Consider the following 24,910-nt stretch of genomic DNA (forward strand, 5'->3'; position numbering starts at 1 on the left):
GTAAAAGTAAAGGGAAAAATTTAGATATGAGTACGATTTTAGTGGTTGAGGACACAATGACCCAAGCTGAGATTATTACAGGCAGTCTTAGAAATGCTGGCTTTAATACAATCTTGGCGATGAGTGGCGCTGAAGCTAGAACTAAAATTAGCCAACAGAAGCCCAGTGCCATTGTGTTAGATGTGGTGTTACCCAATGAAAGTGGATTTGAGTTATGCCGAGATCTCAAAGATAAACCTGACACGAAGGATATTCCGATCATCCTTTGTTCAACTAAGAGTGGTGAAATGGATAAGTTTTGGGGTATGAAACAAGGAGCTTCAGCGTATCTGACTAAACCTGTGGATGTGGCTGAACTGATTCGCACAATTAAATTATTAGTAAAAGATTAGGAAGCGATCGCCATGACAAGTCAGATGATTGACAGTCAGAAAAAGTTAAATCAGTTAGCTAAATCCCAGATTAAGACTGAACAATTTCTGTCCTTCTATTTGGAGTTAGACCAACAAGCCTTACTTCCTACTCATCAGTTACTTGAAATTGTCAAGGTTAATTTGTCGCAAATAACGGCGATCGCAGGTTTGGACAAGAGCATAATGGGGATATATAACTGGCGTGGAGATGTGATTTGGGTGGTCGATTTGGCTAGCCTTTTGGGATGTAAGCCTCTCTACGCACAGGGCTATGCACAGGAAAAATTTCAGGACAAGTGCCACATCATATTTCTGCGTAGCCAAGATAACGTCATTGGCTTAGCAGTTTCCCATATAGGGCAGATGATGCGATGTGATGTTGCCAAAATCCAAACTTCAGCACTCACCTTTGGAAATCCAGAGATGATGCAGGTTTGTCGGGGCTATTGGTTGAGTGGTGATGAAGAAACATTTTTAGTGCTTGATGGCGATGCGATCGCGCAGATTATCTAGACATAGATAAATTTTATTTTGAGATTTTTTAATATTTTTTTAGATTATTACGGAGAATCAGCAATGTTGACACAAGATAACCAACCCAAAAATCAACCACAAACACTCAACAACAGTAATAACCCGAATGGCAATTTGGACAACGACAATCAAACAGAGTTAGTTTCTCTAGAAAATTTACTAGAAGATGTACCACCCAATCCGCAAAATAAAAAGTCAAAAAAATGGGGGTGGCGATCGCTAACGCTTCGCAACAAGGCAACCTTGGTAGCGGTATTGATTAGTACGCTCCCTGTGCTTGTTATCGGTAGTGTGGCGGCTTACATGTCGAGCGTGTCCCTAGACGAAAGAATTCGCGAAACGCAACTACAAAAAACCAAGGCGATCGCCGATAAGATCAATCGCTTTATGTATGAGCGGTATGGTGACATTCAAGTTTTAGCGGATCACCCGATTATCGCAAATTCTAAAGTACAGGCGGTATTACCTCAGACAGAGAGAGAAGCTGTGCTAAATGACTATGCTCGTACTTATGGAGTCTATGACCTAGTTGCCTTTGCAAATCTGAATGGAATCACTACAATTCGCTCCACATCGACGCAAGACCCCAACGCTAGCATTAAAGAGAGTGACTTCTTTAAAAATGTCATTGCCAAGGGAACTCCATTTATTACACAGCCAATGCTGTCACCGACTGATAAAAGTATTAGCTTGATCGTAGCTGCACCCGTAAAAGAGAATGGTACAGATAAGTTGATAGGGGTAATGCGATCGCAAATTCCTGTTGATCGACTGGGTGAAATTATCGAAGGAAGTATCGATGAACAGGATGAGTATTACATCCTTGACGCTAATGGCAAAATTGTTCTTGCCACAGAAAAATCTCAGGAAAACCGCCAAGCTCAAGATGATTTCACGGAGATAGCCTCAGCCATCAATAGTAAGACCACCAAAACTGAGGAGGAACGTTTAAAGAGATTTAATGGTAAGGAGCAATACGCAACCTATGTGCCATTACCCAGCTATCGCAATATGCCTAATCTCAACCTTGGTGTCATCATTACGATCGATGTTGACTTTGCCTTTAGATCCAACACAAATATCATCATCGCTTTTGCTACAGGTACAGGGCTAACGGCGCTAGTCGTTGGTTTCCTTGCGACCTTGTTGGTTAATCGCGGTTTGAAACCAATTCAGGATGCGGCGGATGTCGTTACCAAAATCGGTCAAGGGGATCTGGATACTCGCATGGAAGTTGTCAGTGAAGATGAGATCGGGATCTTGTCTACGAATATTAACTCGATGGCGGAACAGCTCAAGTATCTAAGTGAAGTTCAGCAGCAGGAAGCCGAAAGATTGGAAAATGCTCGTCAAGAAGCTAGAGCCGAGGCGGATGAACGGGCAGAACAACAAAAGCAAGAAAAAGAATTTTTGCAACGTCGTGCGTTGGAATTGTTGATGGAAGTAGACCCTGTTAGCCGTGGTGACTTGACGATTAGGGCTAACGTGACTGCTGATGAAGTCGGGACGATCGCTGACTCCTATAATGCAATTATTCGCAACTTACGGAAGCTGGTACTAGAGGTACAAGGCGCATCGCAGTCCGTAACCCAAACCGCTACAAGCAACGAAATATCTGTGCGATCGGTATCCAATGAGGCGCGGAAACAGTCAGAATCAATCAACTCAGCGCTACAGGAAATTCAATTCATGGCTGAGTCGAGTCGAGGTGTAGAAAATAGAGCTAAACAAGCAGAACAAGGAATGCAAATAGCGGTGGCAGTTCTCCAAGAAGGGGACGACGCAATGAATCGCACGGTTGAAGGGATTTCGGAAATCCGTGAAACTGTTTCGGAAACTGCGAAGAAGGTCAAACGTCTGGGTGAGACTTCGCAAAAGATTTCGCGAATTGTAAACTTGATTAGTAACTTTGCGGCTCAAACTAACTTGCTAGCGCTGAATGCGGCGATCGAAGCCGCACGCGCTGGCGAAGAAGGACGTGGTTTTAGTGTGGTTGCAGAAGAAGTTCGCGATCTGGCGGAACAGTCGGCAACATCAACGGCGGAAATTGAACAGCTTGTGGAAGAGATTCAATTCCAGACCAATGAAGTTGTTGCGGCGATGGAGACTGGTACAGAGCAAGTAGTAACAGGCACAAAACTGGTTCAAAATGCCCGTGAAAAACTAACGCAGATTGCAACAGTCAGTAAGCAGGTCAACTCCATTGTGCGAGAGATTGCGATCGCAGCAGATACCCAAACCAAAACTTCCGATCGCATGGGTCAGACGATGCAAGAAGTCTCGGCGATCGCGGCGGATACCTCGAAACAGTCTGAAGATGTGGCGCGATCATTCTCTGAGCTTTTGCAAGTTGCTCAAGATTTACAGGTAAGTGTAGCTCAGTTCAAAGTCGCTTAAGTTTAGTTTATTCAGTGCAAAGCACTGAATAAACTAATTAAATATTGATCCTAAGATTTAGAGAAGACTATGTTAATTAAAGACAAGCCAGAAATCCCTCCCTCTGAAAATCCAGCCCAAATTCCATCGTTAAAATCAATCACGAAAATATCATCGCCAGAGAGAGCGTCATCTATATTGAAACCCAGAGTTCCCTTCTGGAAACTACCAGCCCAAGCTTGGAATAACTTGAGTGTACGTTGGAAATTGTCGATTGTGCTGTTATTGGCTTCAGGTTTGCCCGTATTAATCGTCACTCAAATTCTGGTTAAATCCTCAGAGCAAGCTTCCCTTAAAGAATTAAAAACTTCAGTGCAAGAAAAGGGTTCGTTCTTTGTTTCAGAATATGTACTTTGGACAAATAATGAAAGTAAACAGGATGCCGAAGCGATCGCCAAAGCGATCGAGGCAAATAGTTTTGATCTCAACGATGCTACAGAACTAGCATCCAAACGCGCCAGTCTGCAACCGTTGCTACAAGTGAGTAGCGAAGGTGTTGATCCAGAATCTATTAAAAATGTAAAAATCGTTACAGATAGCCGTGGGCGAAGCATTGAAGGAAATACGCTCATCCTTGACGAAGATTTTACCAAGTTCCCACTGCTTGCAACCAAAGATCAAAAAGATCAACTAGAACTAATTCCGCAATTATACAAACAGGGGACTATCCCCACTGGTAGTAATTTGGCAAATTTACCAATTGTCAAAAATGCGATCGCCACGGGTACACCAATGTACGGCATCGAACTAGTAAAATCCTCGGATTTACAAGCCCTAGGACTAGAAAAACCTGCCAATATTGGTCTTCGTCCTCAAGCAATTCAAGGACTTGCGGAAGCTAAGCAGCCAGCACCAGCAGGAACCTACGAAATTGAACAGGGTAAATCTGGGCTGATCAGCATGGCTGTATACCCGATCAAAGTTAAAGGACGCATCGTTGGTACAGCCGTGGTGGGAGCGTTACTCAACCGCAACTATGGCATCGTTGACAAGTTCTCTAAGCGCTACAATATGCCCACTGCGACGATCTTCGCTCAGGATTGGCGCGTTACCACCAATGTTCCTTACGTCGATCCCAATACCAAAAATCCCGACAAGACCAGAGCGATCGGTACTCGTTCAGCCCGTGAGGTTTCTGATGCTGTACTTCAACAAGGACAGGAATATGTTGGGGAAACAAACATCACAGGGATCAATTACCTCACATTTTATGCCCCTCTTTACGATCACCGTAAGCTCATTGATGAGAATGCTAAACCCGTTGGCATTGCTTATGTAGGTCGTCCGCTATCAGAAATTCAAGAATTCGTTAGTAACCTATCTAATGTAGGCTATGCGATCGCAGGGATTTCAATTCTTGTCGCTGGTGCAATCGGGATTATTGTTGCGATTTCCTTTGCGCGTCCTTTACGTCTTTTGTCTAGCTTCACCCAAAAAATTGGTCTGGGAGAAATGGGTGGGCGCTTGGACGATAGCGATCGCCGTGATGAAATTGGCACATTATCACAAGAGTTAAATAACATGGCGGAGCAGCTAGAATTGCTAATTGCCGAAAAGCAACTAGAAGCTGAACGTATTGCTGAAGCTAGACAGGAAGTTGCTCAGGCTGAAGCAGAGCTACGCATTCAGGAACAAAAAAAAGCCACCGAGTTTATCCAAAAACGAGCCTTGGAATTACTGATCGAAGTTGATCCGATCAGTCGTGGAGACTTAACCATTCGCGCTAAGGTAACAGAAGATGAAATTGGCACGATCGCCGATTCCTATAACGCCACCATTAGAAACCTTCGCAAACTAGTATTAGAAGTCCAATCCGCTTCGCAATCTGTATCTCAAACTGTTTTGCAGAATCAACCAACTATGCAAAACGTATCCGACGGAGCCGCAGAACAGGTACTTGCGATTTCCCAAACCCTTGAACGCATCCAAATACTCACCGAATTGATCGCAGGTGTAGAGATGCGTGCAGTCCTAGCTGAAGCACAAGTGGAATCAGCAAACCAAGCATTGCTTGAAGGTGATGCGGCGATGAATAGTACCGTTGAAGGTTTCACTGCGATTCGGGAAACCGTCTCGGAAACTGCCGGAAAAGTGCAGCAGTTGGGAGAAGCTTCACAGAAAATCTCGAAGGTCGTCAAACTGATTAGCGGCTTTGCCAGCCAGACAAATATGCTCGCCCTAAATGCTTCCATTGAAGCCGCAAGGGCGGGGGAAGAAGGTCAAGGCTTTGGGGTAGTTGCCAACGAAGTCCGAGCGCTGGCTCAACGATCAGCAAAAGCTACCACCGAAATTCGGCAATTGATCGAAGAAATTCAGGCGCAGGTTAATGATTTGGTCAAAGCGATGGCGATGGGGACAAAACAAGTGAACAGTGGTTCGCAATTGGTTGAAGAAACTCGCCAAAAACTGACGGATATTTCGGCTTCCAGTCAACAGGTTAACCAACTAGTCAGAGAAATCGCTCAAGCATCCGCTTTGCAATCACAAACCTCGGATCAAGCTAGCCAAACAATTCAAAACGTAGCAGCGATCGCTACTTCTAACTCTAGTTATGCCCAAAACCTGAATGATGCTTTTAGCGAATTACTGAAAGTTGCGGAAGAATTGCAAGTTAGTGTCGCTCAATTTAAAGTCAACGCTTAGAATCTAATCAAAAGAATCAGGACAGAGAATCAGCCAAAAGCAGTAGGATAGCAGCCATGTACAGTACAGAAACAGAAATTCACGATCAAGCCTATCAATTTTTCAAGCAAGAAGCACCTGAATTTTTGCAGACGATTGAGACTGGATTGCTCTCTCTACGTGAAGACCGAAGTACTGCGAATATTCACGCGATTATGCGGGCTGCCCACTCCATTAAGGGAGGCTCAGCTAGCCTGAATCTAGAAGGTATTAAAACGATCGCCCATCAATTAGAAGATGTCTTTCGATCGCTTTATCGTTTTGAAGGCGAGATTGATGCCGATGTGGAGGGCTTGTTATTACAGGCTTATGACTGTTTGCGTCTGCCATTAATGGATCAACTGCAATCAGGACATTACGAATCTGCGACCGCGATCGCCGCCGCCGAGCCAGTATTTGAAGTGCTAAAGCTGTATTTGGGTGATACGGATGAGGATGTTGAATTACCGACAGCAGCCGAGTTAGGTGTTGATATTGTGCAGATCGTGTTTGAGGGCGATGTGCAGCAGGGAATTGTACGGTTGCAAAGTGTGCTGGCTAATCCTGAAGGTGTGCCTGTGACAGGGGAAATTCGAGCGCAAGTAGAAGTATTTAGTGGTATCGGCGAACTATTAAATTTATCTGGGTTTAAAGCGATCGCCCAAGCCACATTACAGGCGCTCGAACAGCATCCTGACAATCCCATTTTGGTAGGAAAGGTGGCTGTCGCTAATTTTGAAGCAGCCCGTGCCGAGGTCTTAGCAGGCGATCGCGCGCAAGGTGGGCAACTTAGTCAAGAGTTAATCGCGCTGACAAAATCCCATGCTCAAACGGCTCCAGATCAAGCAAGTCAGATAGTAAAGATGGCAACTTTATCGGAAGAAAATCCTTTTGAGGAGGAGTTTGATAATGCTGATGATTGGTTTCTCTCTTTAGAGCAAGAACTAAATGAAATTAAATTTCCAGATCCTCTGTCCGATCCACCAAAAGAAGCTCAAAGCAAAATTCAAATAAATACGCACAGCAAAACTCAAGAAGATTTAATCTCTGATAGTTTTGCCGATGATTTTCTAGAAGTAAGTCCAGAAATCAGTTCAGAAATAACCCTAGGAACAAGCTTAAATCTGTTTGCTGATAGTCAAGAATTTGATCATCCTGATGATATCTCCTTAATCAATTTAGACTTATTGAAAGCAAAAACAGAACTATATAGCCTTGACGAAGTAACTATTGATGATATCGATATTGATCAACTAGATTCAGATCAAAATTTTGATATTTTTTCCACTTCTTCCTCTTCAGAATCAAGTTTAGAGGACGACTATGCACCTCTAGGGAAAAGTGACTTCAATGATTTTGATGCAGTATCCGATATATCTGAATTATCTAGTTTCTTTGAATCTCCAGAGTCTTCATTAACCGAGCAAAACACTTCTTCTTTAGCTAGTTCTACAGATGACACCAAGCCGATCCTAGCTAATTATATTCCCAAAAAAACTGTCAATATTCCTCCCACTGTCACTCCTTACATCGCCGAAACCATCCGAGTCGATTTGCCCAGATTAGATCGATTGAATAATTTTTCTAGTGAATTAGTGACCCAAGAAAATGCTTCGATTCTCCAAAATCAGCAGCTTCAATCTAAAATTGAACGCATTCAAAAGCAATTCAAAAGTTTTGATCAACTTTCTAAAAATCTCCAAACTTGGTTGGATAAAGCGCAGCGATCGCAAGTTAGAACGCAAGAAATAACTGTAGATTCTTCCCATCTTAATGCTATTCCCACCAATTTTTCTGCTTCGGCGAGTCTACTAGCAGATTTCGATCCATTACAAATGGATTCCTATGGTCATCTGCATAGCTTTATCCAAGAAGCCCTCGAAGATATCGCGCAAATGGACGAAGGAATGCGCGACATGAAGGTTTTAATGCAACAAACGCAGCAAACTCAACGACGCAAACAGCAAATCCTGAAGCAGTTACGGTATGACCTCTTGTGGTCAAGGATGTTGCCCTTAGGCGATATCCTTAGCAGCTTGCCGCGCATGGTGCGGGAGATGTCCAATAAATATAATAAACAGGTCAATCTAAAACTATTTGGTGCAGGGACATTAGTTGATAAATCCGTACTGGAAAAACTTTATGATCCCTTTGTGCATTTAGTCCGCAATGCCTTCGATCATGGTACTGAGTCTACGCAAAAGCGTTTAGAACTCGGCAAGCCTTTAATTGCAACCATTGAGATTCGTGCTTATTATCGCGGCAATCAAACCTATATCGAGATCAAAGATGATGGTCAGGGCATTAACCCTGCGAATATCAAAGCGAAGGCGATCGAATCTGGTGTATTGGAATTTGCCAAAGCGGATCAGGTTACTAATGAAGAGATCTATCAACTTCTATTCGAGCCTAGTTTTTCGACAGCAGATGTCGTGACTGAGTTATCAGGTCGAGGCATGGGGCTATCAACTGTCCAAGAGCAAGTCCGCAGTCTCAAAGGATCAATTGAAATTAAGTCAGAAATAGGACAAGGTACGACTTTTACCATTAAATTACCGCTCACTTTGAGCATAGCTAAGTTGATGATCTTCAGTATTAAAGAGCGATTATTAGCGATCGCGATCGATACTTTACTGGGAATCGTCACCATTGATGCTAGCGAGGTGCAAACTATTCAAAGCAAAGAGTTTTACCGTTTTGAAGATCGGTTGATTCCCCTATATCCCACCGACCTATTTGCGGATGGCTATCCATTACCCAAACAATCCCTAGACATATTCAATACTGAATCATTCGCTGAAGAAAATCAGACTACCTTGCTACTATTTTCTGATGGCGATCAAGTTGTGGCCCTACCTATAGATCGCGTACTCAATGAGCAGGAATTAGCCATTAAGCCTTTTGGAAAAGCGATCGCGCCACCACCCTATCTTTATGGTTGTACCGTATTGGGCAATGGCACACTTGTGCCAGTAATTGATACTTCAGCTTTGTTTTCGATTAAGAAATCAGTCCATACAACAGTTGGAGGATATCTATCTATCAATAATGCTATTTCCACCCCACCATTATTGGACTCTAAACCAAAGTTCATCCAAAGGAAAACGCTTCTAATTGTGGATGATTCACTCACTGCTCGCCAAGCACTTTATTTGACTCTAGAAAAATTTGGTTATCAGGTGATCCAAGCAGTTGATGGGCGTGAGGCGATCGAGCAACTTGCGAGATCCTCTGAAATTCAAGCTGTATTGTGTGATGTGGAAATGCCAAACATGAATGGATTTGAATTTTTAGCAGCCTGTCGTAAAGAGCCTCGCTATTTAAATATCCCCATTGTGATGCTCACTTCTCGTAGTGGCGCTAAACATCGCGGTGTTGCTCAAATGCTTGGGGCTTCAGGATATCTCACCAAACCTTATCTAGAGCAAGAACTAATCAAAACTATTCAAAGTCTCCTCGTATAGATGGCGCGAAGTACTGCCTATACGAAATTATAATTAACTACTATGCTTAGCAACAAAAAGAAAGAAGAAACACTTAAATTCCTAATCTTCTCGATGGGAAATCTCAATTTAGCGATGGGAATTGATAGTGTGGTGCGGATTATCCCTTTACCAAAAATTTATCGCAGTGGTGACAAGTTATTGGGAATAACTAACTATGAAGATCAAGAAGTTTTAGTGATTGATTTATATAAGCAAATCTATAGTCAAGAGACAAATCTAACTAAAGGCTTTTTGGTGATTTTTGCAGGTAAACATAGCTTGTATGGTCTGACGATCGCCGCTTTACCTAATGTGGAAGATGTTCCTGTGCATAAGTTACAACCAGTACCAGCCGAATATCGCGATCGCGACACGCTAGGAATTGCTAGCCATATGATGCAGGTATCAATCAAAAAATCTGAACCGCAAACTGTATTTTTACTGGATTCAGAACTATTACTAAAAATGGCAAGTTAGGAACAGCCGTCAAATAAAGAACCGTTTTTTGTGATACGGCTTTGCCGCGCCACAAAAAATCGGTTTTATAATAAAAATTGCGGCAATGATGGAGATTTATGCGGATCTTATTGGTAGACGATGAAGAAGAACTAGCTGAGCCATTACAACGGATTTTGACAAATCAGGGGTATGTGGTTGATAGTGCAAATAGTGGCGATCGCGGTTGGGACTTAGCTAATACAGGTGATTATGACCTATTGATTTTGGATTGGATGATGCCTGAGAAATCAGGAGTGGAGATTTGTAGTGAATTGCGTCAAAAAGGAGATAGTACCCCAGTCCTGATTCTTACAGCCAAAGATACCCTTGATGATCGCGTGGCAGGGTTGGACAGTGGAGCTGATGACTATCTGGTCAAACCCTTTGAATTGCGAGAATTGCTAGCGCGAGTCAGAGCTTTACTGCGACGCGCACCATCGCCGATCGCCTTAACTAGTGAACCTGCAAAATTAAGTTATGGAGATTTGGAACTTGATCGCGATAATCAAGTTGTATATCGAGATCAAGTGGCGATCGCTTTAACCGAGAGAGAATATCAACTCTTAGAATATTTTATGTTGCGTCCTAATCAATTGCTAAGTCATGAACTGATCTCACAACATCTTTGGAAGGAAGGCGAAGATGCCCCCACTAGTAATGCCTTAGCTGCACAGATCAAGTTATTGCGCCGCAAAATTGATCGCGATCGCCCAATTTCTTTGATCAATACTGTATATGGCAAAGGCTATCGCTTTGGCTAAAAGCTAAAGCGATAGCATTGTCTTCTTTTCCCTCCTTCCACCTATTTACCTAGATGAGCGGAAATTTTATAAATTGACACGATTCTTTAAATCATTGACGGATGCTAACCAAGCTTCATATTCATCACTGTCTTGCCATAATTCTTTCAATTCAGAATTTTCAGCAAGAATGCATTCGATGGCTAAATGAGCTTTTTGGACTAAAGCTGTTGATGGCTTAATTTTGTTGGCTTCAACCCAATTGTCAAGTCTCTCGGAATAGGCGCTACGCTTGCCCCAATTGCCTTGCAATCGGGCAAGCACTTCGATCGCCGCGATCGCCTCAGTTGCTTCAGAGGATTCCACGCCTTCATCACCACAATTCAGCACTGCATTTAGCGCATCTTCAACTGGTGAGAGGTCTTTAGCTTTTTCAAGTTCATAAGTCCAGTCACAAGCATCATCATTTCCAAAGGAATCAACAGCCCAAGTTCCCATACGTTCCTCTTCAAAGCAAGTTTTAGCAGTAGTGCAGGTAGCCCTGCCCTGCCAAGGAAAGGATTTGGGGCAAGGATAGGCTGCGCTTCGCGCAGCCTATCCTTACCTTTTTAGGACTACCGATTTCCAGTCTAAGTCAATCGCGCTCGCATTGCACATCACATTGAGTTACAGAAAATGTAACGACGATAAGCGATCGTAAATTATGTCCTAAGCTAAAAATGTAGAAATCTTGAGGTTTAGAAATCAGCATTATGAAAACTTGTTATCGTGCCACGATTATCAGCCTTTTAGCTTTAGCCCTGATGGGATGTGCAGCACCAAACAGTTCTAATCCTCAAGTTTCACTAATTAGCACAGTTAGCCCAGCCCCCACTGTCGCTACATCTCCAAAACCAATCGTCAATAATAGTGCTAATAATCGCAAAGTGAAACTTGATGAGCGTTTAGTTAAGGCAAGTACCAGTTTTGGATTTAATCTATTTGATCGCATTGCTAAACAAGACACTAATAAAAATATATTCATCTCTCCTGCGAGTGTATCGATCGCTTTATCGATGACCTATAACGGTGCGAGTGGTGAAACTCAACAGGCGATCGCCCAGGCTTTAGAACTACAGGGTCTCAAAATCGATGAGATAAATGACTACAATCGGAATATTCAACAATTGTTAGCTAATGGCGATACCAATGTTGAGTTAAATATTGCGAACTCACTCTGGGCAAGAAAAGATATTGCTTTAGAATCATCTTTTTTGAATAGAGTAAAGGAGTTCTATCAAGCCGAAATTACTAATCTTAATTTTAATGATCCTAATTCCGTAAATACGATTAATGCTTGGGTAAAGCAAAATACTAAAGACAAAATTGAGAAAATCGTGGATCGCATCGATCCCGATAGTTTACTCTTCTTGATTAATGCTGTTTACTTTAAAGGCAAATGGGAAGCTCCCTTTGAAAAATCGCTCACCAAGCCTCAGCCCTTTACCCTTGCCGACGGCACAAAGATTCAACATCCTGCCATGTCTCGCTCTGGTGAATATCGCTATTACGATGCGCCCAACTTTCAAGCGATTAGTCTTCCCTACGGTTCTGGACGCTTCAGTATGGAGGTATTCTTACCAAAGTCTAGCTCTAATCTCGTGGAGTTTCAGCAACAACTGACAGCAACAAATTGGCAAGAATGGTCAACCAAATTTACGCGTAGAGAAGGCTTGATTCAATTGCCACGCTTTAAAGTGGAATACGAGACTAGTCTTAAAAATGCTTTGCAAAATATGGGGATGGCGATCGCATTTGATCGCGGTCAAGCAGATTTTCGCAATCTCTCAACTGTGAAATCTTTTATCAGCGATGTGAAGCATAAAACCTTTGTCGAAGTCAACGAAGAAGGTACGGAAGCGGCGGCAGTTACTTCTATCGAGATGCGCGTAACTTCGGCTAGACCTAATGAAGAGAAACCGTTTCAGATGATCGTCAACCGCCCATTTTTCTTTACAATTAGCGATCGACAAACTGGCACAATCATCTTCATGGGCGCAATTAAAAATCCCAAATAAATCAATTTATACCAAAACACAAAATGGCTACGCCATTTTGTGTTTTTAAAACCCTTACTGGGTTTGGTTTTTAATTCACAAAAGTGTTGCAATACTTTCGTGAATTGGTATTAGAGGGGAGTTAATTAGTAGACTTCGCAATTACATTTTTATAAGTTCCATCTAAAACTGATAGAGCCGCTACATATTGTGGATCTTCCTTTGTACCAAGTTGCTTACGGGTGATTGGTTCATTAAGCGAAACCTCCACATTAGGAATAATTCCACGCTTATGGATATTGTGATGTAATGGAGTTTCATATTTCGCGATCGTTACGGCTAGCCCTGCACCATCTTCTAATTCATAGAGCGATTGAATTAAGCCTTTGCCATAGGTTTTCGTGCCAACGAGTTGAGCGCGATCATTATCTTGTAATGCCCCAGCGAGAATTTCACTAGCACTAGCACTGCCGCCATCGGTAAGAACAACTAAGGGATCAGTGGTAATTGCATCGCCTTTCGCCTCAAAACTCTCTTGAATGCCATGACGGTCAACCGTGTAAACAACAGTTCCTTCAGGAATCCACATTCTGGCAATCTGTAAACCTGCATCGAAGAGTCCACCAGGGTTGCCGCGTAGATCGAGAACATAGCGATCGGCTCCTTCAGACTTAAACTTCTTAAGAGTCTTTTCCATATCTGCGGAGGCATTACCATTGAACTGATTTAAGCGAATATAACCAACTTTATGATTCTGTTCTTGATTGAGCTTGGCAATGATCGGCGTAACCGCAATGCGATCGCGCTTAATCAAGACATCAAGTTTCTCAAAGCCTTTGCTATCAGCGAGTGGACGCTCTAAACTGAGCTTCACTTCTGAACCGATCGCTCCACGCATTCTGTTGGCACATTCATCGAGGCTTAAGCCCTTCGTGGGAATGTTATCGATGCCAACAATGCGATCGCGCGATCGCACACCCGCCACATCCGCAGGTGAGCCTTCAATCGGTGCAATCACGGTGACATTATTATCTGGTTCATCAACGGCAATTTGTAGACCTACACCTGTTAATGCTCCTGATGTGCTGGTTTGCATACTCTTAAACTTGTCTGGCTCTAGCAAGCGCGTAAAAGGATCGTCTAGAGTAGCAAGCATTTCCCGAATCGCTTGATAGGTATCTTCTCGGCTGTTAAATTTGCGATTGACAAACTGACGACGGACTTTGTACCAGTTTTGATGATTAAAATCAGCGTCTACATAGGAACGGTTGACGATTTGCCAAACATTTGTTAGGAATTTTTGTTCTTGTAAATAGTCGGTCACCGCAGCATTTGCGCCACCAATCCAGAAAAACTGCATGGCGATCGTTACTAAACCAATTACGAGCCAAGACCAAATACGACGCTGTTTTATCATGCTCTGTATAAAAATTTTTATATAAAAATATTTCTCTATCCTAACTAAATCTAGCTTTCATCGCACCCAATTTCCCGATTTTTAGTACCTAAGATACAGAAACCCCATAAATTAGAAAAGACGATTCGCGCGATCTCTAAATCTATGGGGTTTTCAAATGCAGCATTGGCGGAAATTTCACGCAGCACTTATTTTTTATACTTGTTTGCCTTTGCGTCCGCAGGGAACACTCGATTTTCGGGGAATTGCTTTCTATGCGCCACTAATCGGTATTTTTATCGGTGTGGAGATCGCCTCTTTTGACCTGTGCTTAGGACTGCTCAAACCTGACCCAGAATTTAGATATCTGCGATCGCTACTGACAATTTTATTAGGACTATTAATTACAGGCGGATTACATCTTGATGGCGCGATGGATACTGCCGATGGGCTAGCCGTCACTGATCCTCATCGTCGCCTTGAGGTGATGGCAGATAGTAATACTGGTGCTTTCGGGGCGATCGCAGGAATCACAATTTTGTTGTTAAAAGTTATCGCGCTTGCCGCCATTAAAGATCAACGCTTGTGGATTTTAACTAGTGTTTGGGCATGGGCAAGGTGGGGACAGCTTCGCGCCATTATGGCTTATCCCTATCTCAAAGCGATCGGCAAAGGCAAATTTCATCAAGAAGATTTGCACCACTGGCAAGTGTGGCTTGTGGCGATTCTATTAACGGCTGGCAATCTAGCGATCGGCTATTTTTACAACTCGCTTTATTTGGGAATTGGTTTAACTGTAATTGGTTTTAGTTTTACATGGCTCATCGGTGCATGGTTTAATCGTCAACTCGGCGGACAGACTGGCGATACCTACGGTGCGATCGTTGAGTGGACTGAGGCGCTGAGTTTATGTGCGATCGCCTACTTGTAAAACAAAGCTCTAGTCAGTTATACCAGTTCACGAAAGTGTGACAATACTTTTGTGAATTAAAAACTAAACCCAGTAAGGATTTTAAAAACACAAAATGGCTATAGCAATGTAAGTTTTAGGGCATAAAACCCAAAATATGAGTGGCGGAGCTTTGCGCCGCCACTCATATTTTGGGTTTTGATTTTTGTCCGAGCTATCTCTTGCGTTGCTATAGGTAGTCCTGCAAAGGAAAGGACTTGTATGGTTAAGGACTACCGAGTGCGGCGCTTCGCGCCGCACTCTCTTTTGGGTATAGCTAGAATAGTACTTTTACTTTTGGATGGATGCTTGCTCGATCGCAATAATTTTATCGACTTGAAAACCAGCCAAGGTAAAGTCTTGGAGGATCTTCTCAGTTGGGTATGGGGCGATCGCTGCAAATTGCTGTTCGTTATTTGACAACACACCTAAAACGCTAATGGGAACTTGTAAAAACAAATTTGCTCCTGCAAAGGCAACATAGGCAATAATCATTCCTAAAGATTTAACTTGAGCAAGCATTGGAACTTCACTTAATGATTCGCTCAATGATAAGGGCGGAAGTTGATACAGCCCATATAATATTCCTAACATTGCTAAAGCTGTAATCGCACTGAGAAGGCGTTGCTTTGGCATCTTAAAAAGACTCAAAATCTGACGTTGCTGATCAGTGATTTTGTCGGGCTTCATTGCTAAGACTAGCAAACTAAAAATTTCAAAGGGGCGTGACCATTGCATGAGAAATACGGGAACAATCCCAATTACCAGCATTAGCAATATTTCTATCCAAAATAGCGATAGGCGATCGCTAATTGATAACCCTAGCCAAGTAATTCCTAAGAAGATCGGAAAAGCTATAATTCCCGATAAATGAATCCATAAAAATGGTTCAGATTTAAAAGATTTAAAAAAAGACATATTTTTAACAGAGAAATTTATTGTTTAGAAACTTTTAAAACTACGCCTGATTGGCTCCTCGTATTTTAGTATTCTATAGCAATGTAAGTTTTGCTTAAAACCCACAAAGATAAATGGCGGCGCTTTGCGCCGCCATTTATCTTTGTGGGTTTTGATTTGTCCTAGCTATCTCTTACGTTGCTATATCAATTCACAAAAGAGTTAGCTAAAATCCAAGAGGCGAGTTGCGGCGCTTTGCGCCGCAACTCATCTTCTGGTTGTTAATTATGCCGAAGTTCTACTTCATTATCTAAAATTAGGTTTCATTCGCTTCTGATTTGGGTATTTGTAGAGGATTATTGTCAGCATCTAAAGATGTAGTTTCCTGAGATTTAGGTTTAGTATTTTCTTCCACAATCTCTGGTAGCCCTAAAGCACCTGAAAGGAAATCATCAATTTCTGCTCTAGCTGTATTAACTGAATCTGTAACTGGTACATCAAAGGCAGAAAAGTCAAACTCAGGATCATCGCCAAATTCATTTCCGTTATCTTCAGTTCCAAAAGGATCATCGTTAAGACTAGGAAAGTCTGGTAATGCTTCTAAATCTGGTAAATCCATAGATAAATCGTCAAATTTCTCATCAGATTCATCCATTAGACTGTCTAGTAAATTATCAGCAAACTCATAGGAATCGACATTTGACATTTCCGCAATTGCATCTTCAGATGGATATCCAATAGATATATCTTCATCGTCTAAACTAGCAAATTTGGGGCTGTTTTCATCTTCGTCTGTAACTTCGTCAAACCAATTATCTGAAAAATCCAGAGAAAGATCGGGTATGGATTCAGGAGATTCTGAATCTAATTCCAAGTTGCTAGCTTCAGAGATACTAAATTCTGAAAAGCTTGCCATAGAATCTTCAGCTAGATTTTCAGCGATCGCATCAAAAACAAATGACTCTTCTGGCTCCATAGAGTTGTTTATGGAATCTTCTACTTCTAAGATTTCACTAAACAGAATTGATTCGTCATCAGTTTCTATGTCTTCAGTAAGCTCCTCAAAAGTTGATGCATTCTCGTCTATATCTAGGTTATTAGCCTCAGAACTATTTATAAATTCCTGATAGTCTAACTCTGGTTCTTGCTCTAAATTGTTGCCAAATATTGAGGAGACATCTTCTTCTCCGTCAATTAACAAACCTTCAGCGAAATCTACAGGAGATTCTTCGTCTAAAGAACCAGTTAAAGCATCAAAATCATTAGATGTATCAAAGCTAAATACTTGATCCGATAAGCCATAGTCGATTTCTTCGATCTGTGACATGTCTGGCAGACCAAAAGTTGAACTAGAGATATTGGTCACAACTGAAGTTTGGACTTCAGAGAGATCTTCTGGAACGTCAGCGGGAGGGACTAAACCTGATTCGAGTCCCTCAGTTTGCCAAATTAGCTCTGAGGTCTGCTCATCTAGATCTTCACTTTCGTCAAACAATGAAGGGAAAGCAGTCTCTGACTCCTGTTCTGTCAGAGTTGAAACCCCTGCATCTTCAACTTCAGGATATGTCTCAAATCCTGCAATAAATGCATCATCATTATCAATATACTCTTGAGGGTTGACTTGCGTAATAAAGGGATCGATAGATTCTGTGATACCTTCATCAAATAGTTGCTCAACATTAGCGAGAGCAGGATGATCAGCCGATAAGTTATCTTCTATTTCAAAAGAGAAGTCTTCAGAAAGTTCATCAGGTTGATCGTCTAGTTGATCATCTAACTGTTGATCAGACAAATCTAATAGTGCATCTTCTGGTGTATCTATTTCTAAAGCATTCTCTGATTCTGGCGCAAAAGACTCTTCTTGAAGATTGATAGAAATGTCAAATGGATCGGCGAAATTTTCGCTAGCTGAGATTGTACTTGTCTCAAAAGTATCAGACAAGTCTGATTCATTAGAGCCAGTCTCTTCAAGTTGCCAGATTGAGTCTAGCTCATCAGGCTGTTCCGATAGGCTACCAGTTGGATTTTGTTCAATCTCAAGTTGATCTTCTAGATTTTCTTCAACCTCGTTAATTTCATTAAACAACGAGGACAAATCTTCATCCTCTAATTGCTCGTCAGGTAGCTCTAACAACGATATCTCTTGCTGTTGAGATTCTGAAGCAAAAGGATCATCGCTTTGAAGACTTGAGGGAAAATCAAATGGATTAGAAATAAGTTCGTCACTTTCTTGACTAGGACTATTATCAAAAAATCCATCAGAAAAGACTGCTACTTCATCTGAATCAGAAGAAGCCTTTGACAAGGATTCATCTACTTCAAAAGTAAACTCAGTTGATGACTGTTCTATATCATTGACAGATGATGGTGTAATCTCCAATTCTGGCGCGATCGCCGAAATCATATAACCATCTGTTTGATCAGCAAATTGATCTTCAAAAGCTTCAATGGTTTCTTCTGTAAAGCTATCATTGAGACTCGTATCAATGAGACTATCATTTTCAGCCAAGTTAGCATCATTTGTTAAAGGATTTTCATCCATTTCAAAAGTAAACTCTTCTGCAAATTCATCATCTGAAGATGCATCAAGATAAACATCAGGAATTTGTGCTGGTAAATCAGCCAGCTCATCATCCAACCCTTCTGGAATTGACTCTTCAAAAGTACTGTCAGTATCAAAAGGCTGCTCTAGAGAATCACTAAGAGCTTCATTCAAAGCTCTATCAAATGGTGACTCATCAAAAGATATATCGAAAGTATCGCTAAAAGCGTCGTTAGGAGGACTTGCTAGAGACTGCTCTAAAGATTCATTGATTGCGTCGTTCGATGCGTATTGGCTATAATCTTCAAACTCAGTAAATTCAAAATTGTCTGCAATGTCATCTGGATTATCCACGAGAGCATCTGCGGGATCACTTCCATCCAATGGAGTTAGAATCTCATCCTCATCAGCGATCGCATAATCATCCTCTTCTACTAATGACTGCATAGATGTCTGATCATCCATAGCAAATGGATCGAAATCTATTCCAGATGTATCTATTTCCGTCTCTTGAATTAAAGTACTACTGTCAAAGAATGAACTTGAATCATCCAACGAGGATTCTATATTCATTTTTGGGATCTGAAAATCATCATCCAGATCAGGAATTGTGAAATCAACAAAAGCTGGCAAATGAAGATTTGCATCTTCAGCAAGTGGTGATGGAGTTCCAAAAGCTGTGTCTTCTAAGAATGAAGATGTAGCTGAGGCAATCATCGGATCACTGGAAGCGTCATCAATTGCAAACTCGTTAACTCCCTCCATGGGATTTTTTAACGTTGCTTCAGTATCAGATACTTCGTCAAGTGAAGATTCATTATAGATTTCTTGTTTGAGATCAGCAAGGAGTGATTCTTCTATTAAAGATATATCTGTCATATCAGAATATACTGTTGAATCTTGATTTTGGTTGTCAAGAACATCTTCTGAGATGAAGTTTTCTGAAATAGAATCAAAAATTTGCTCTGGAGGTAATTCGATGGAATTATTTTCGGCTAACTCACTGTTAATACCATCGTCGAGTAGATTTTCAAGATATCTACTATCAGTAGCAGTGTTGTCTTCATCATCAGGTGTGGCATATTTGGCTGTAAATGCTTCCTGCTGTTCTGACTGAGATAAAGTGACTGCTGTTGCTGTCGCAGCTACGGCGATCGCAGGTACAACCAAACCTAAATTATTAGCTTCAGTACTACTCGATTCTGATGAGGAATCAAACAAACTATTGCCTGATGTATCAGGACTGTTAAACTCAAATTCTGAAACCGCATTATTCGCAGGGCTTACTAACTCAGATGATTCAGGCAAGCGGAAAAACTGAATGCCTTGTAATAATTGCTGAGCTTGATTTCCCATGGCTTCAGCTTGTTGTCTAGCCGATCGCGTGAGGTCAGCAGTACGATCAGCGAGTTGGGCAATTTCACTGATATAACTAGCCGTAGATCCTGCCGCATCTGCGATTTCGGTACTAGACTCAGTAATAGTTTGTCCAATTTGCACAACTTCTTCAGTAGCACTTTGGATGCTATTGAAGGCAGATTGCGATGACTCTACGCCCGACGTGAAGCCAGCAACCAGTCCACTTAAATTCTGTACTTCAGCATCGATCGCTGTTACCACGGTTTGGATTTGAGAGGTGCGTTGTTGCAGTACCGTCAATCCGTCATTGGTTTGCGTTGCCAAATCGTTAACTTGACCTGCGATCGATTCAAATTCACGAGCCACGCTAGCAAATTGTTTAGGATCTTTTTGTTCAGCAGCGCGGGCTGCGACAAGGGTGGCATTAAGAGCCAGCACTTGGGTTAACGAAGCAATTTGTCCTTGATCTTGCACAAACTGTTCTGCCAAGCCAACGAACTCACCCAGTGTTTTCATCCTCTGTACAATCTGGGCTGAACCTGTCTGCAATACGGTGATGCTGTCAGTCAGTGTATTAATTGCGGTTTGTCCAGAAGCAACGGTGTCGCGGACTTCTTGGAGTGATTGGTTGGCAACATTGACCTGTGCAGCCGATCGCTCCGCAATCGCCGCTACTTGTTCAGTTAAGGCTTGACCTTGGGTAACTGATTGAGCTTGTTCGGCAGTGTTCAGCACTACGGTTTTGGCTAATTCTTCGAGATCGGCGGCTCCCTGTGCTACTTGTTGCGCTGTACCCAAGACGCTGGAGATAATCTCCACCAGTTTTTCGCGTAAGCGGTTAAGTGTATCGGCAACTAGTCCTGTGGCGCGGTCATTTACTTGGGCTTCTATGGTCAGATCTCCCTCTTCCATTGATGAGACGACATCTAGAAGATCCCCGACTTCCGCCTCCATTAGCTCAGTTTCTGCGAAATTCTGTTGGATTTGGGCTGCTGTTGAGATGTCATCGGAGGAAGATGATTGACTTAATTCACCACGCAAGCGAATTTCATTGGTTTTAACTTGTTGAAAAGTACTTTTGAGTGAGAGTCCAAGATGATCGATTTCATCTTTGCCTGTAATATTTACACTTGAATTTCCTTGCTGACTTAAGAAGCGATCGCATTCTTCCGTAAGCGGATGAAGTCGCTTTTTGAGGGAATTGACAAATCCTAAAATGGCGATCGCTAAAATTGCGCTGATGCCAACAGCCGTACCACCGACTAAAACTATGAGCTTATTGGTGATTTCCGCTTCAGGTAACTGCGTGGCAACGAGCAAATCGCTGCCTGCGATTTTGCGGTATGCCCAGAGATAGCCTCCAGTTTGGACAATTCCCGATGGTTCGGTTTTAGCTTGTTGAGCCAGACTAGTGAGAGCCTGAGTGATCGAGGGATTTTGGGTTTCTATTGCCTGAAACTGGTAAGAAGCGGAAATTACTTTGCCACTACTGCTAGCCACGACAAAACCAATTTTGCTTTCATCAGTAGGCTTTTGGGTCGCTGTATCGACCACTGACAAAATCTCACTGGCGATCGCATCAGCATTAACGATCCCGACTACTTTCTGTCCATCACTGATGGGAGCGCTGTAGGTAATGATCGTCTTGCCTAAAGCAGTATATGGCTGTGACCAAGAAGCTTTGCCCTTCAACGTTTCTTGATAAAAGGCGGCTTTGGAAATATCAGGGCGATCGCCAGACAATAATTTATCATTGGGAGCAGCCAGTTTTTGCCCAGAGGTCTCAGGCTTTAACCCAGACTGTTCTTTCCAAACGTAGGGTACAAGTGGCTTAGCAGGTGGGAATAGTAAATTACCATTTGATGCGATCCCCATACCTGAGACAGAGTTAGCATTTTGTAAACTCTCAACCACTATTTTTTGAAAAGGAGCAGCTACCCTTGGACGAGGCTGTTGTTGCAATAAAATTTTTGACGCAATCGCAACTTCATCGACGGTCTGCTGCACATCGGTGAGTTTAGCTTCAAGCTGACGGGTTTGAGCTTCGGCAGATCGATCAACTTCCCGCCGTGAGCTACTTAATAATTCTTGATAGACAAAATATCCTAAACCACCTAGCCCAATTAGCGATGTCCCGATCGCAATCAGCAGTAATCCCAGCCCCATTGAGCCTTTAGGCTTGTTTGGTTTGGAGGTGGTCGGCGACTTAGGCGATCGCTTTGCAGATGACTTATCGCTCTTACCTAAAGAAGTCGCTCGATTTTTATTAGATGTGCTTGCCATATGCATTCGCTATAGGGAAAGGATCGTAGCATTTTTGTGAGAATCATCCTACACTATACCCGCCACAATCATGTAAATCATGTAGCCAAATAGGTATGTCTTAACCCGTACTTTCCGTACTTATGGTTGCAAAGCATTAGCTAGAAATCTGCCAGCGTTGCGGTTGCCAAATATGATTAGGAATACTCGATAGGATAATTTCAATGGGAGTATACTCGTTCTCTTTAATATTCGCTACTGTTTGGTTTATTTTTTTTGGAGAGTTCGTGGCAGGGTTGGTAGTAGTGAGCGATGAGAGTAATGGATCAACTAACTCCGATGCATATATATCTAGCTCTTGATACTCATTAATAGTGAGACTGCCGATTACGCGATCCACGATTACACCGACCCCACCCAGATTTTTGTTACTCAAATTATCGGCAAGTTTACTCAGCCTCACCACTGTCAGAGATTCAGTGATTAAAGTGCGTTGCTCCCCCATTAACAATCGTAATAACAGCAAAGGCATCACAGTTGCTTGATGATGCGTTACACCAATGATTGCTGTTTCGTAAAACGGCAAAGCTAAAATGGCATTGCGTTCGAGAATGATAATTTCTGATATTAAAACATCGGGAAAAGTAACTGAGCGATCGCCAACTTTTGCCACAATATATCGATTACTTGGTGCAACTTGATGATCAAGTAAGTTCTCTGTGTTGGCAGGAATGCTCATTTCACACGTTGTGGTAACTTCTTCAAGACTTCAGATAAGGATTCCCGACTAACAGGTTTAGGCAAATAGTCATTAGCTTTAGCGCGTTTTAGCCCATAATCAATTTCCAGTTTGGTGCTTTTGGTTGAGCATAAAATTACATACTGATCTGTAAGTTGCTGATGCGATCGCAGTTCTCGCAAAAACTTATAACCATCTTGTTCTGGCAACACAATATCCAAAAAAATTGCTGTGTAGGAATTGTTAATAATTTTATCCAAAGCGCCAATAGTTGACTCGCAAAAATCTACAGAATGTCCAAGATCTCTCAAGAAAGAAGTTAATAAATGTCTTTGAATCGCGGAATCATCAATTATTAGAAAATGCTCACTCATGATTTTTACCCTAAACTTTATCCAGTTAATTAAATACTGCTACTTATGCTGACTTGAGAATGAATGTAACCCCCAACATTCTTTATGAATCACAAGTTTACCTTTGTAAAACTGATATAAATTGCTCTCCTAGACTAATGTATCTGTTGATAAAGGTGCAAGTTCTCTCAATAAGTTACGCAATTCGTCGCGGAATTTTGGTGTATCTGACGACGATCTTGGCTTGGCTAGAAATCGACAATTTGCCCACCTTGCCCTAAAGTTATTGGTCATACTATTTTCAGCAGTAACTAACACTAAAGATAGTGTAGCTAAATCACGTTGACGACGAATTTGTTTAATTAAATCAAATCCATTTAAGCTTGGCATATTGATATCAATAAATACAATCGTCGGTTTGTAATCTAAGATTTTGTCGGTAGCGGCTTCTGCATCATCAGTAAAGTCAACTTGATACCCCCAGCTAATCAGCAATCGTTGCATTTGTTGCAGTAAAACAGGTGAGTCATCCACAATAAAGACTCTAGGCTCGTCTTTAGGTGCGGTTGGTGCATTTGCTTGGATACGCGCACCAATGTCACTGTCGGATTTGCGCTCTTGCAGTGGCACAATTGACACAATATTTTTTTGAGCTAACTTGTCCAACAATAAAGCCGTGCGATAAATTGGCTGTTTAAAAGTATCAGCGATCGCACAGATGCGATCTTGCCCCGTTGTGACCTTAGCAAAAAGAGGGAAATTGTCATTGCCCACCCTCGCTAGTAAATTTGCCGCATCAACGAGTTGGACTAATTGATAAGGATGTTTAACACAATCAAATTTTTGCCATTGTCTGACTTCATTGGTGATGGTATTTTCGAGTACTGATAACTGCCAAATCGGTAGATTGATTTGTAGATCGTTAGCTGGTTTCCACACAAACGAAAACCCATCTTCTAAATGCAATGACAACAGGTTTTCTAAGATCACCTCTTTTAAAACTTCCTTAGTAATTTCAGGATGTTTTTTATAAACATTGTTCACAAAAGGGTAGCAGTAAGGACGATTGCTTTGGCGCTGTTCCCATTCAGGAATGCGCGAAAAATTGATGCCTTTGCTATTGTATTTGCGAACCAATGTGGGTATGACTTGACCTTCTTCTTCTGCTAATACTAATCCTCCACCCGTAAGTAATAATTTCCACCGATGATATTTTGTCTCTACACGGATTACTCCTGTAGAACGACTCATGACGCGCATAGCTGCTAACAGGATGTGTAATGTGGCATTCCTCACTACCTGTCCGTCCGTCAAGTTATTAGACACAAGGTCTGAGTTAGGCAAGGAACCTGTCATAGCAATCATGTTTTTTGACTGGGAGGCACTTGGATGGGAAAAATATTATAAATATTACAAAAAACGGATCACTTCATCATAGATCGTAGCAACTAGAGATAAATTCGATTGGTTGTCTCAGATACATTATCCCAAATTGTATTCAGGTTAGCACCGTATCGTCTGTAAGCAATTCTACTTAGTTATAGCTTGCCATTCACTCCATCGCAATTCTAATTATAAAAATCGGTTTTTTGAAAGCCCGCCGACGGCGG

The 24,910-nt window shown here is 41.9% G+C and carries 16 protein-coding genes; 9 read left to right on the forward strand and 7 right to left on the reverse strand.

What is annotated here, in order from left to right:
• The first annotated feature begins 26 nt into the window (after positions 1-26).
• The 7 genes from B9G53_RS03250 (at position 27) to rppA (ending at position 10,788) form a co-directional block, all read left to right on the forward strand.
• Positions 27-392 carry a response regulator transcription factor gene (locus B9G53_RS03250; protein WP_094529101.1) on the forward strand — a complete coding sequence of 122 codons (366 nt, stop codon included), beginning with the start codon at positions 27-29 and terminating at the stop codon, positions 390-392.
• Positions 393-404: 12 nt separating this feature from the next.
• Positions 405-926 carry a chemotaxis protein CheW gene (locus tag B9G53_RS03255; protein WP_094529041.1) on the forward strand — a complete coding sequence of 174 codons (522 nt, stop codon included), beginning with the start codon at positions 405-407 and terminating at the stop codon, positions 924-926.
• 63 nt (positions 927-989) lie between these two features.
• Positions 990-3,344 (forward strand): methyl-accepting chemotaxis protein, encoded by a 2,355-nt coding sequence (locus tag B9G53_RS03260; protein WP_094529044.1) that lies wholly within the window; start codon positions 990-992, stop codon positions 3,342-3,344.
• Between the two features lie 69 nt (positions 3,345-3,413).
• Positions 3,414-6,026: a methyl-accepting chemotaxis protein gene (locus tag B9G53_RS03265; RefSeq protein ID WP_094529047.1), complete on the forward strand. Its 2,613-nt coding sequence runs from the start codon at positions 3,414-3,416 to the stop codon at positions 6,024-6,026.
• A 56-nt stretch (positions 6,027-6,082) separates the two neighbouring features.
• Positions 6,083-9,508: a hybrid sensor histidine kinase/response regulator gene (locus tag B9G53_RS03270; protein ID WP_094529050.1), complete on the forward strand. Its 3,426-nt coding sequence runs from the start codon at positions 6,083-6,085 to the stop codon at positions 9,506-9,508.
• Between the two features lie 42 nt (positions 9,509-9,550).
• Positions 9,551-10,006: a chemotaxis protein CheW gene (locus B9G53_RS03275; RefSeq protein WP_094529052.1), complete on the forward strand. Its 456-nt coding sequence runs from the start codon at positions 9,551-9,553 to the stop codon at positions 10,004-10,006.
• 98 nt (positions 10,007-10,104) lie between these two features.
• Entirely contained in the window at positions 10,105-10,788 is a 684-nt protein-coding gene (gene rppA, locus B9G53_RS03280; RefSeq protein WP_094529055.1) for a two-component system response regulator RppA, read from the forward strand.
• Between the two features lie 66 nt (positions 10,789-10,854).
• Here the strand turns inward: rppA and B9G53_RS03285 are convergent, their stop codons facing one another.
• A complete protein-coding gene (locus B9G53_RS03285) occupies positions 10,855-11,265 on the reverse strand; it encodes a DUF4259 domain-containing protein (RefSeq protein ID WP_094529058.1) in 411 nt (136 codons plus the stop codon).
• Positions 11,266-11,519: 254 nt separating this feature from the next.
• Between B9G53_RS03285 and B9G53_RS03290 the strand changes: the two genes are divergently transcribed.
• Entirely contained in the window at positions 11,520-12,824 is a 1,305-nt protein-coding gene (locus tag B9G53_RS03290) for a serpin family protein (protein WP_094529061.1), read from the forward strand.
• Between the two features lie 121 nt (positions 12,825-12,945).
• Here the strand turns inward: B9G53_RS03290 and B9G53_RS03295 are convergent, their stop codons facing one another.
• Positions 12,946-14,220 (reverse strand): S41 family peptidase, encoded by a 1,275-nt coding sequence (locus B9G53_RS03295; RefSeq protein WP_094529064.1) that lies wholly within the window; start codon positions 14,218-14,220, stop codon positions 12,946-12,948.
• 157 nt (positions 14,221-14,377) lie between these two features.
• Here B9G53_RS03295 and cobS point away from each other — a divergent pair, with 157 nt between their 5' ends.
• Positions 14,378-15,130, forward strand: coding sequence for an adenosylcobinamide-GDP ribazoletransferase (gene cobS / locus B9G53_RS03300; protein ID WP_094529067.1), 753 nt, complete (start codon positions 14,378-14,380; stop codon positions 15,128-15,130).
• Positions 15,131-15,439: 309 nt separating this feature from the next.
• Here cobS and B9G53_RS03305 read toward each other — a convergent pair whose 3' ends face one another.
• The 5 genes from B9G53_RS03305 to B9G53_RS03325 form a co-directional block, all read right to left on the reverse strand.
• The gene (locus B9G53_RS03305; protein WP_094529070.1) at positions 15,440-16,066 is read right to left on the reverse strand and encodes a low-complexity tail membrane protein; all 627 of its coding nucleotides are present in this window, start codon (positions 16,064-16,066) and stop codon (positions 15,440-15,442) included.
• 295 nt (positions 16,067-16,361) lie between these two features.
• On the reverse strand, positions 16,362-22,229 hold the full coding sequence (locus tag B9G53_RS03310) for a methyl-accepting chemotaxis protein (protein WP_176453073.1): 5,868 nt from the start codon (positions 22,227-22,229) through the stop codon (positions 16,362-16,364).
• A 136-nt stretch (positions 22,230-22,365) separates the two neighbouring features.
• Complete coding sequence (locus tag B9G53_RS03315) at positions 22,366-22,947, reverse strand: chemotaxis protein CheW (RefSeq protein WP_094529076.1); 582 nt, start codon at positions 22,945-22,947, stop codon at positions 22,366-22,368.
• Positions 22,944-23,321 (reverse strand): response regulator, encoded by a 378-nt coding sequence (locus B9G53_RS03320; RefSeq protein WP_094529079.1) that lies wholly within the window; start codon positions 23,319-23,321, stop codon positions 22,944-22,946. Before B9G53_RS03320 ends, B9G53_RS03315 begins: the two co-directional genes overlap by 4 nt.
• A 129-nt stretch (positions 23,322-23,450) precedes the next feature.
• A complete protein-coding gene (locus B9G53_RS03325; protein WP_254923533.1) occupies positions 23,451-24,656 on the reverse strand; it encodes a response regulator in 1,206 nt (401 codons plus the stop codon).
• Between the last annotated feature and the right edge of the window lie 254 nt (positions 24,657-24,910).

Origin of the sequence: Pseudanabaena sp. SR411 (genome assembly GCF_002251945.1) — a bacterium.
GTDB lineage: Bacteria > Cyanobacteriota > Cyanobacteriia > Pseudanabaenales > Pseudanabaenaceae > Pseudanabaena.

Bases quoted from the DNA above. Each gene is read 5' to 3' on its own strand.
- B9G53_RS03250 (WP_094529101.1), top strand. From the start codon at position 27: ATGAGTACGATTTTAGTGGTTGAGGACACAATGACCCAAGCTGAGATT.
- B9G53_RS03255 (WP_094529041.1), top strand. From the start codon at position 405: ATGACAAGTCAGATGATTGACAGTCAGAAAAAGTTAAATCAGTTAGCT.
- B9G53_RS03260 (WP_094529044.1), top strand. From the start codon at position 990: ATGTTGACACAAGATAACCAACCCAAAAATCAACCACAAACACTCAAC.
- B9G53_RS03265 (WP_094529047.1), top strand. From the start codon at position 3,414: ATGTTAATTAAAGACAAGCCAGAAATCCCTCCCTCTGAAAATCCAGCC.
- B9G53_RS03270 (WP_094529050.1), top strand. From the start codon at position 6,083: ATGTACAGTACAGAAACAGAAATTCACGATCAAGCCTATCAATTTTTC.
- B9G53_RS03275 (WP_094529052.1), top strand. From the start codon at position 9,551: ATGCTTAGCAACAAAAAGAAAGAAGAAACACTTAAATTCCTAATCTTC.
- rppA (WP_094529055.1), top strand. From the start codon at position 10,105: ATGCGGATCTTATTGGTAGACGATGAAGAAGAACTAGCTGAGCCATTA.
- B9G53_RS03285 (WP_094529058.1), bottom strand. From the start codon at position 11,265: ATGGGAACTTGGGCTGTTGATTCCTTTGGAAATGATGATGCTTGTGAC.
- B9G53_RS03290 (WP_094529061.1), top strand. From the start codon at position 11,520: ATGAAAACTTGTTATCGTGCCACGATTATCAGCCTTTTAGCTTTAGCC.
- B9G53_RS03295 (WP_094529064.1), bottom strand. From the start codon at position 14,220: ATGATAAAACAGCGTCGTATTTGGTCTTGGCTCGTAATTGGTTTAGTA.
- cobS (WP_094529067.1), top strand. From the start codon at position 14,378: ATGCAGCATTGGCGGAAATTTCACGCAGCACTTATTTTTTATACTTGT.
- B9G53_RS03305 (WP_094529070.1), bottom strand. From the start codon at position 16,066: ATGTCTTTTTTTAAATCTTTTAAATCTGAACCATTTTTATGGATTCAT.
- B9G53_RS03310 (WP_176453073.1), bottom strand. From the start codon at position 22,229: ATGGCAAGCACATCTAATAAAAATCGAGCGACTTCTTTAGGTAAGAGC.
- B9G53_RS03315 (WP_094529076.1), bottom strand. From the start codon at position 22,947: ATGAGCATTCCTGCCAACACAGAGAACTTACTTGATCATCAAGTTGCA.
- B9G53_RS03320 (WP_094529079.1), bottom strand. From the start codon at position 23,321: ATGAGTGAGCATTTTCTAATAATTGATGATTCCGCGATTCAAAGACAT.
- B9G53_RS03325 (WP_254923533.1), bottom strand. From the start codon at position 24,656: ATGACAGGTTCCTTGCCTAACTCAGACCTTGTGTCTAATAACTTGACG.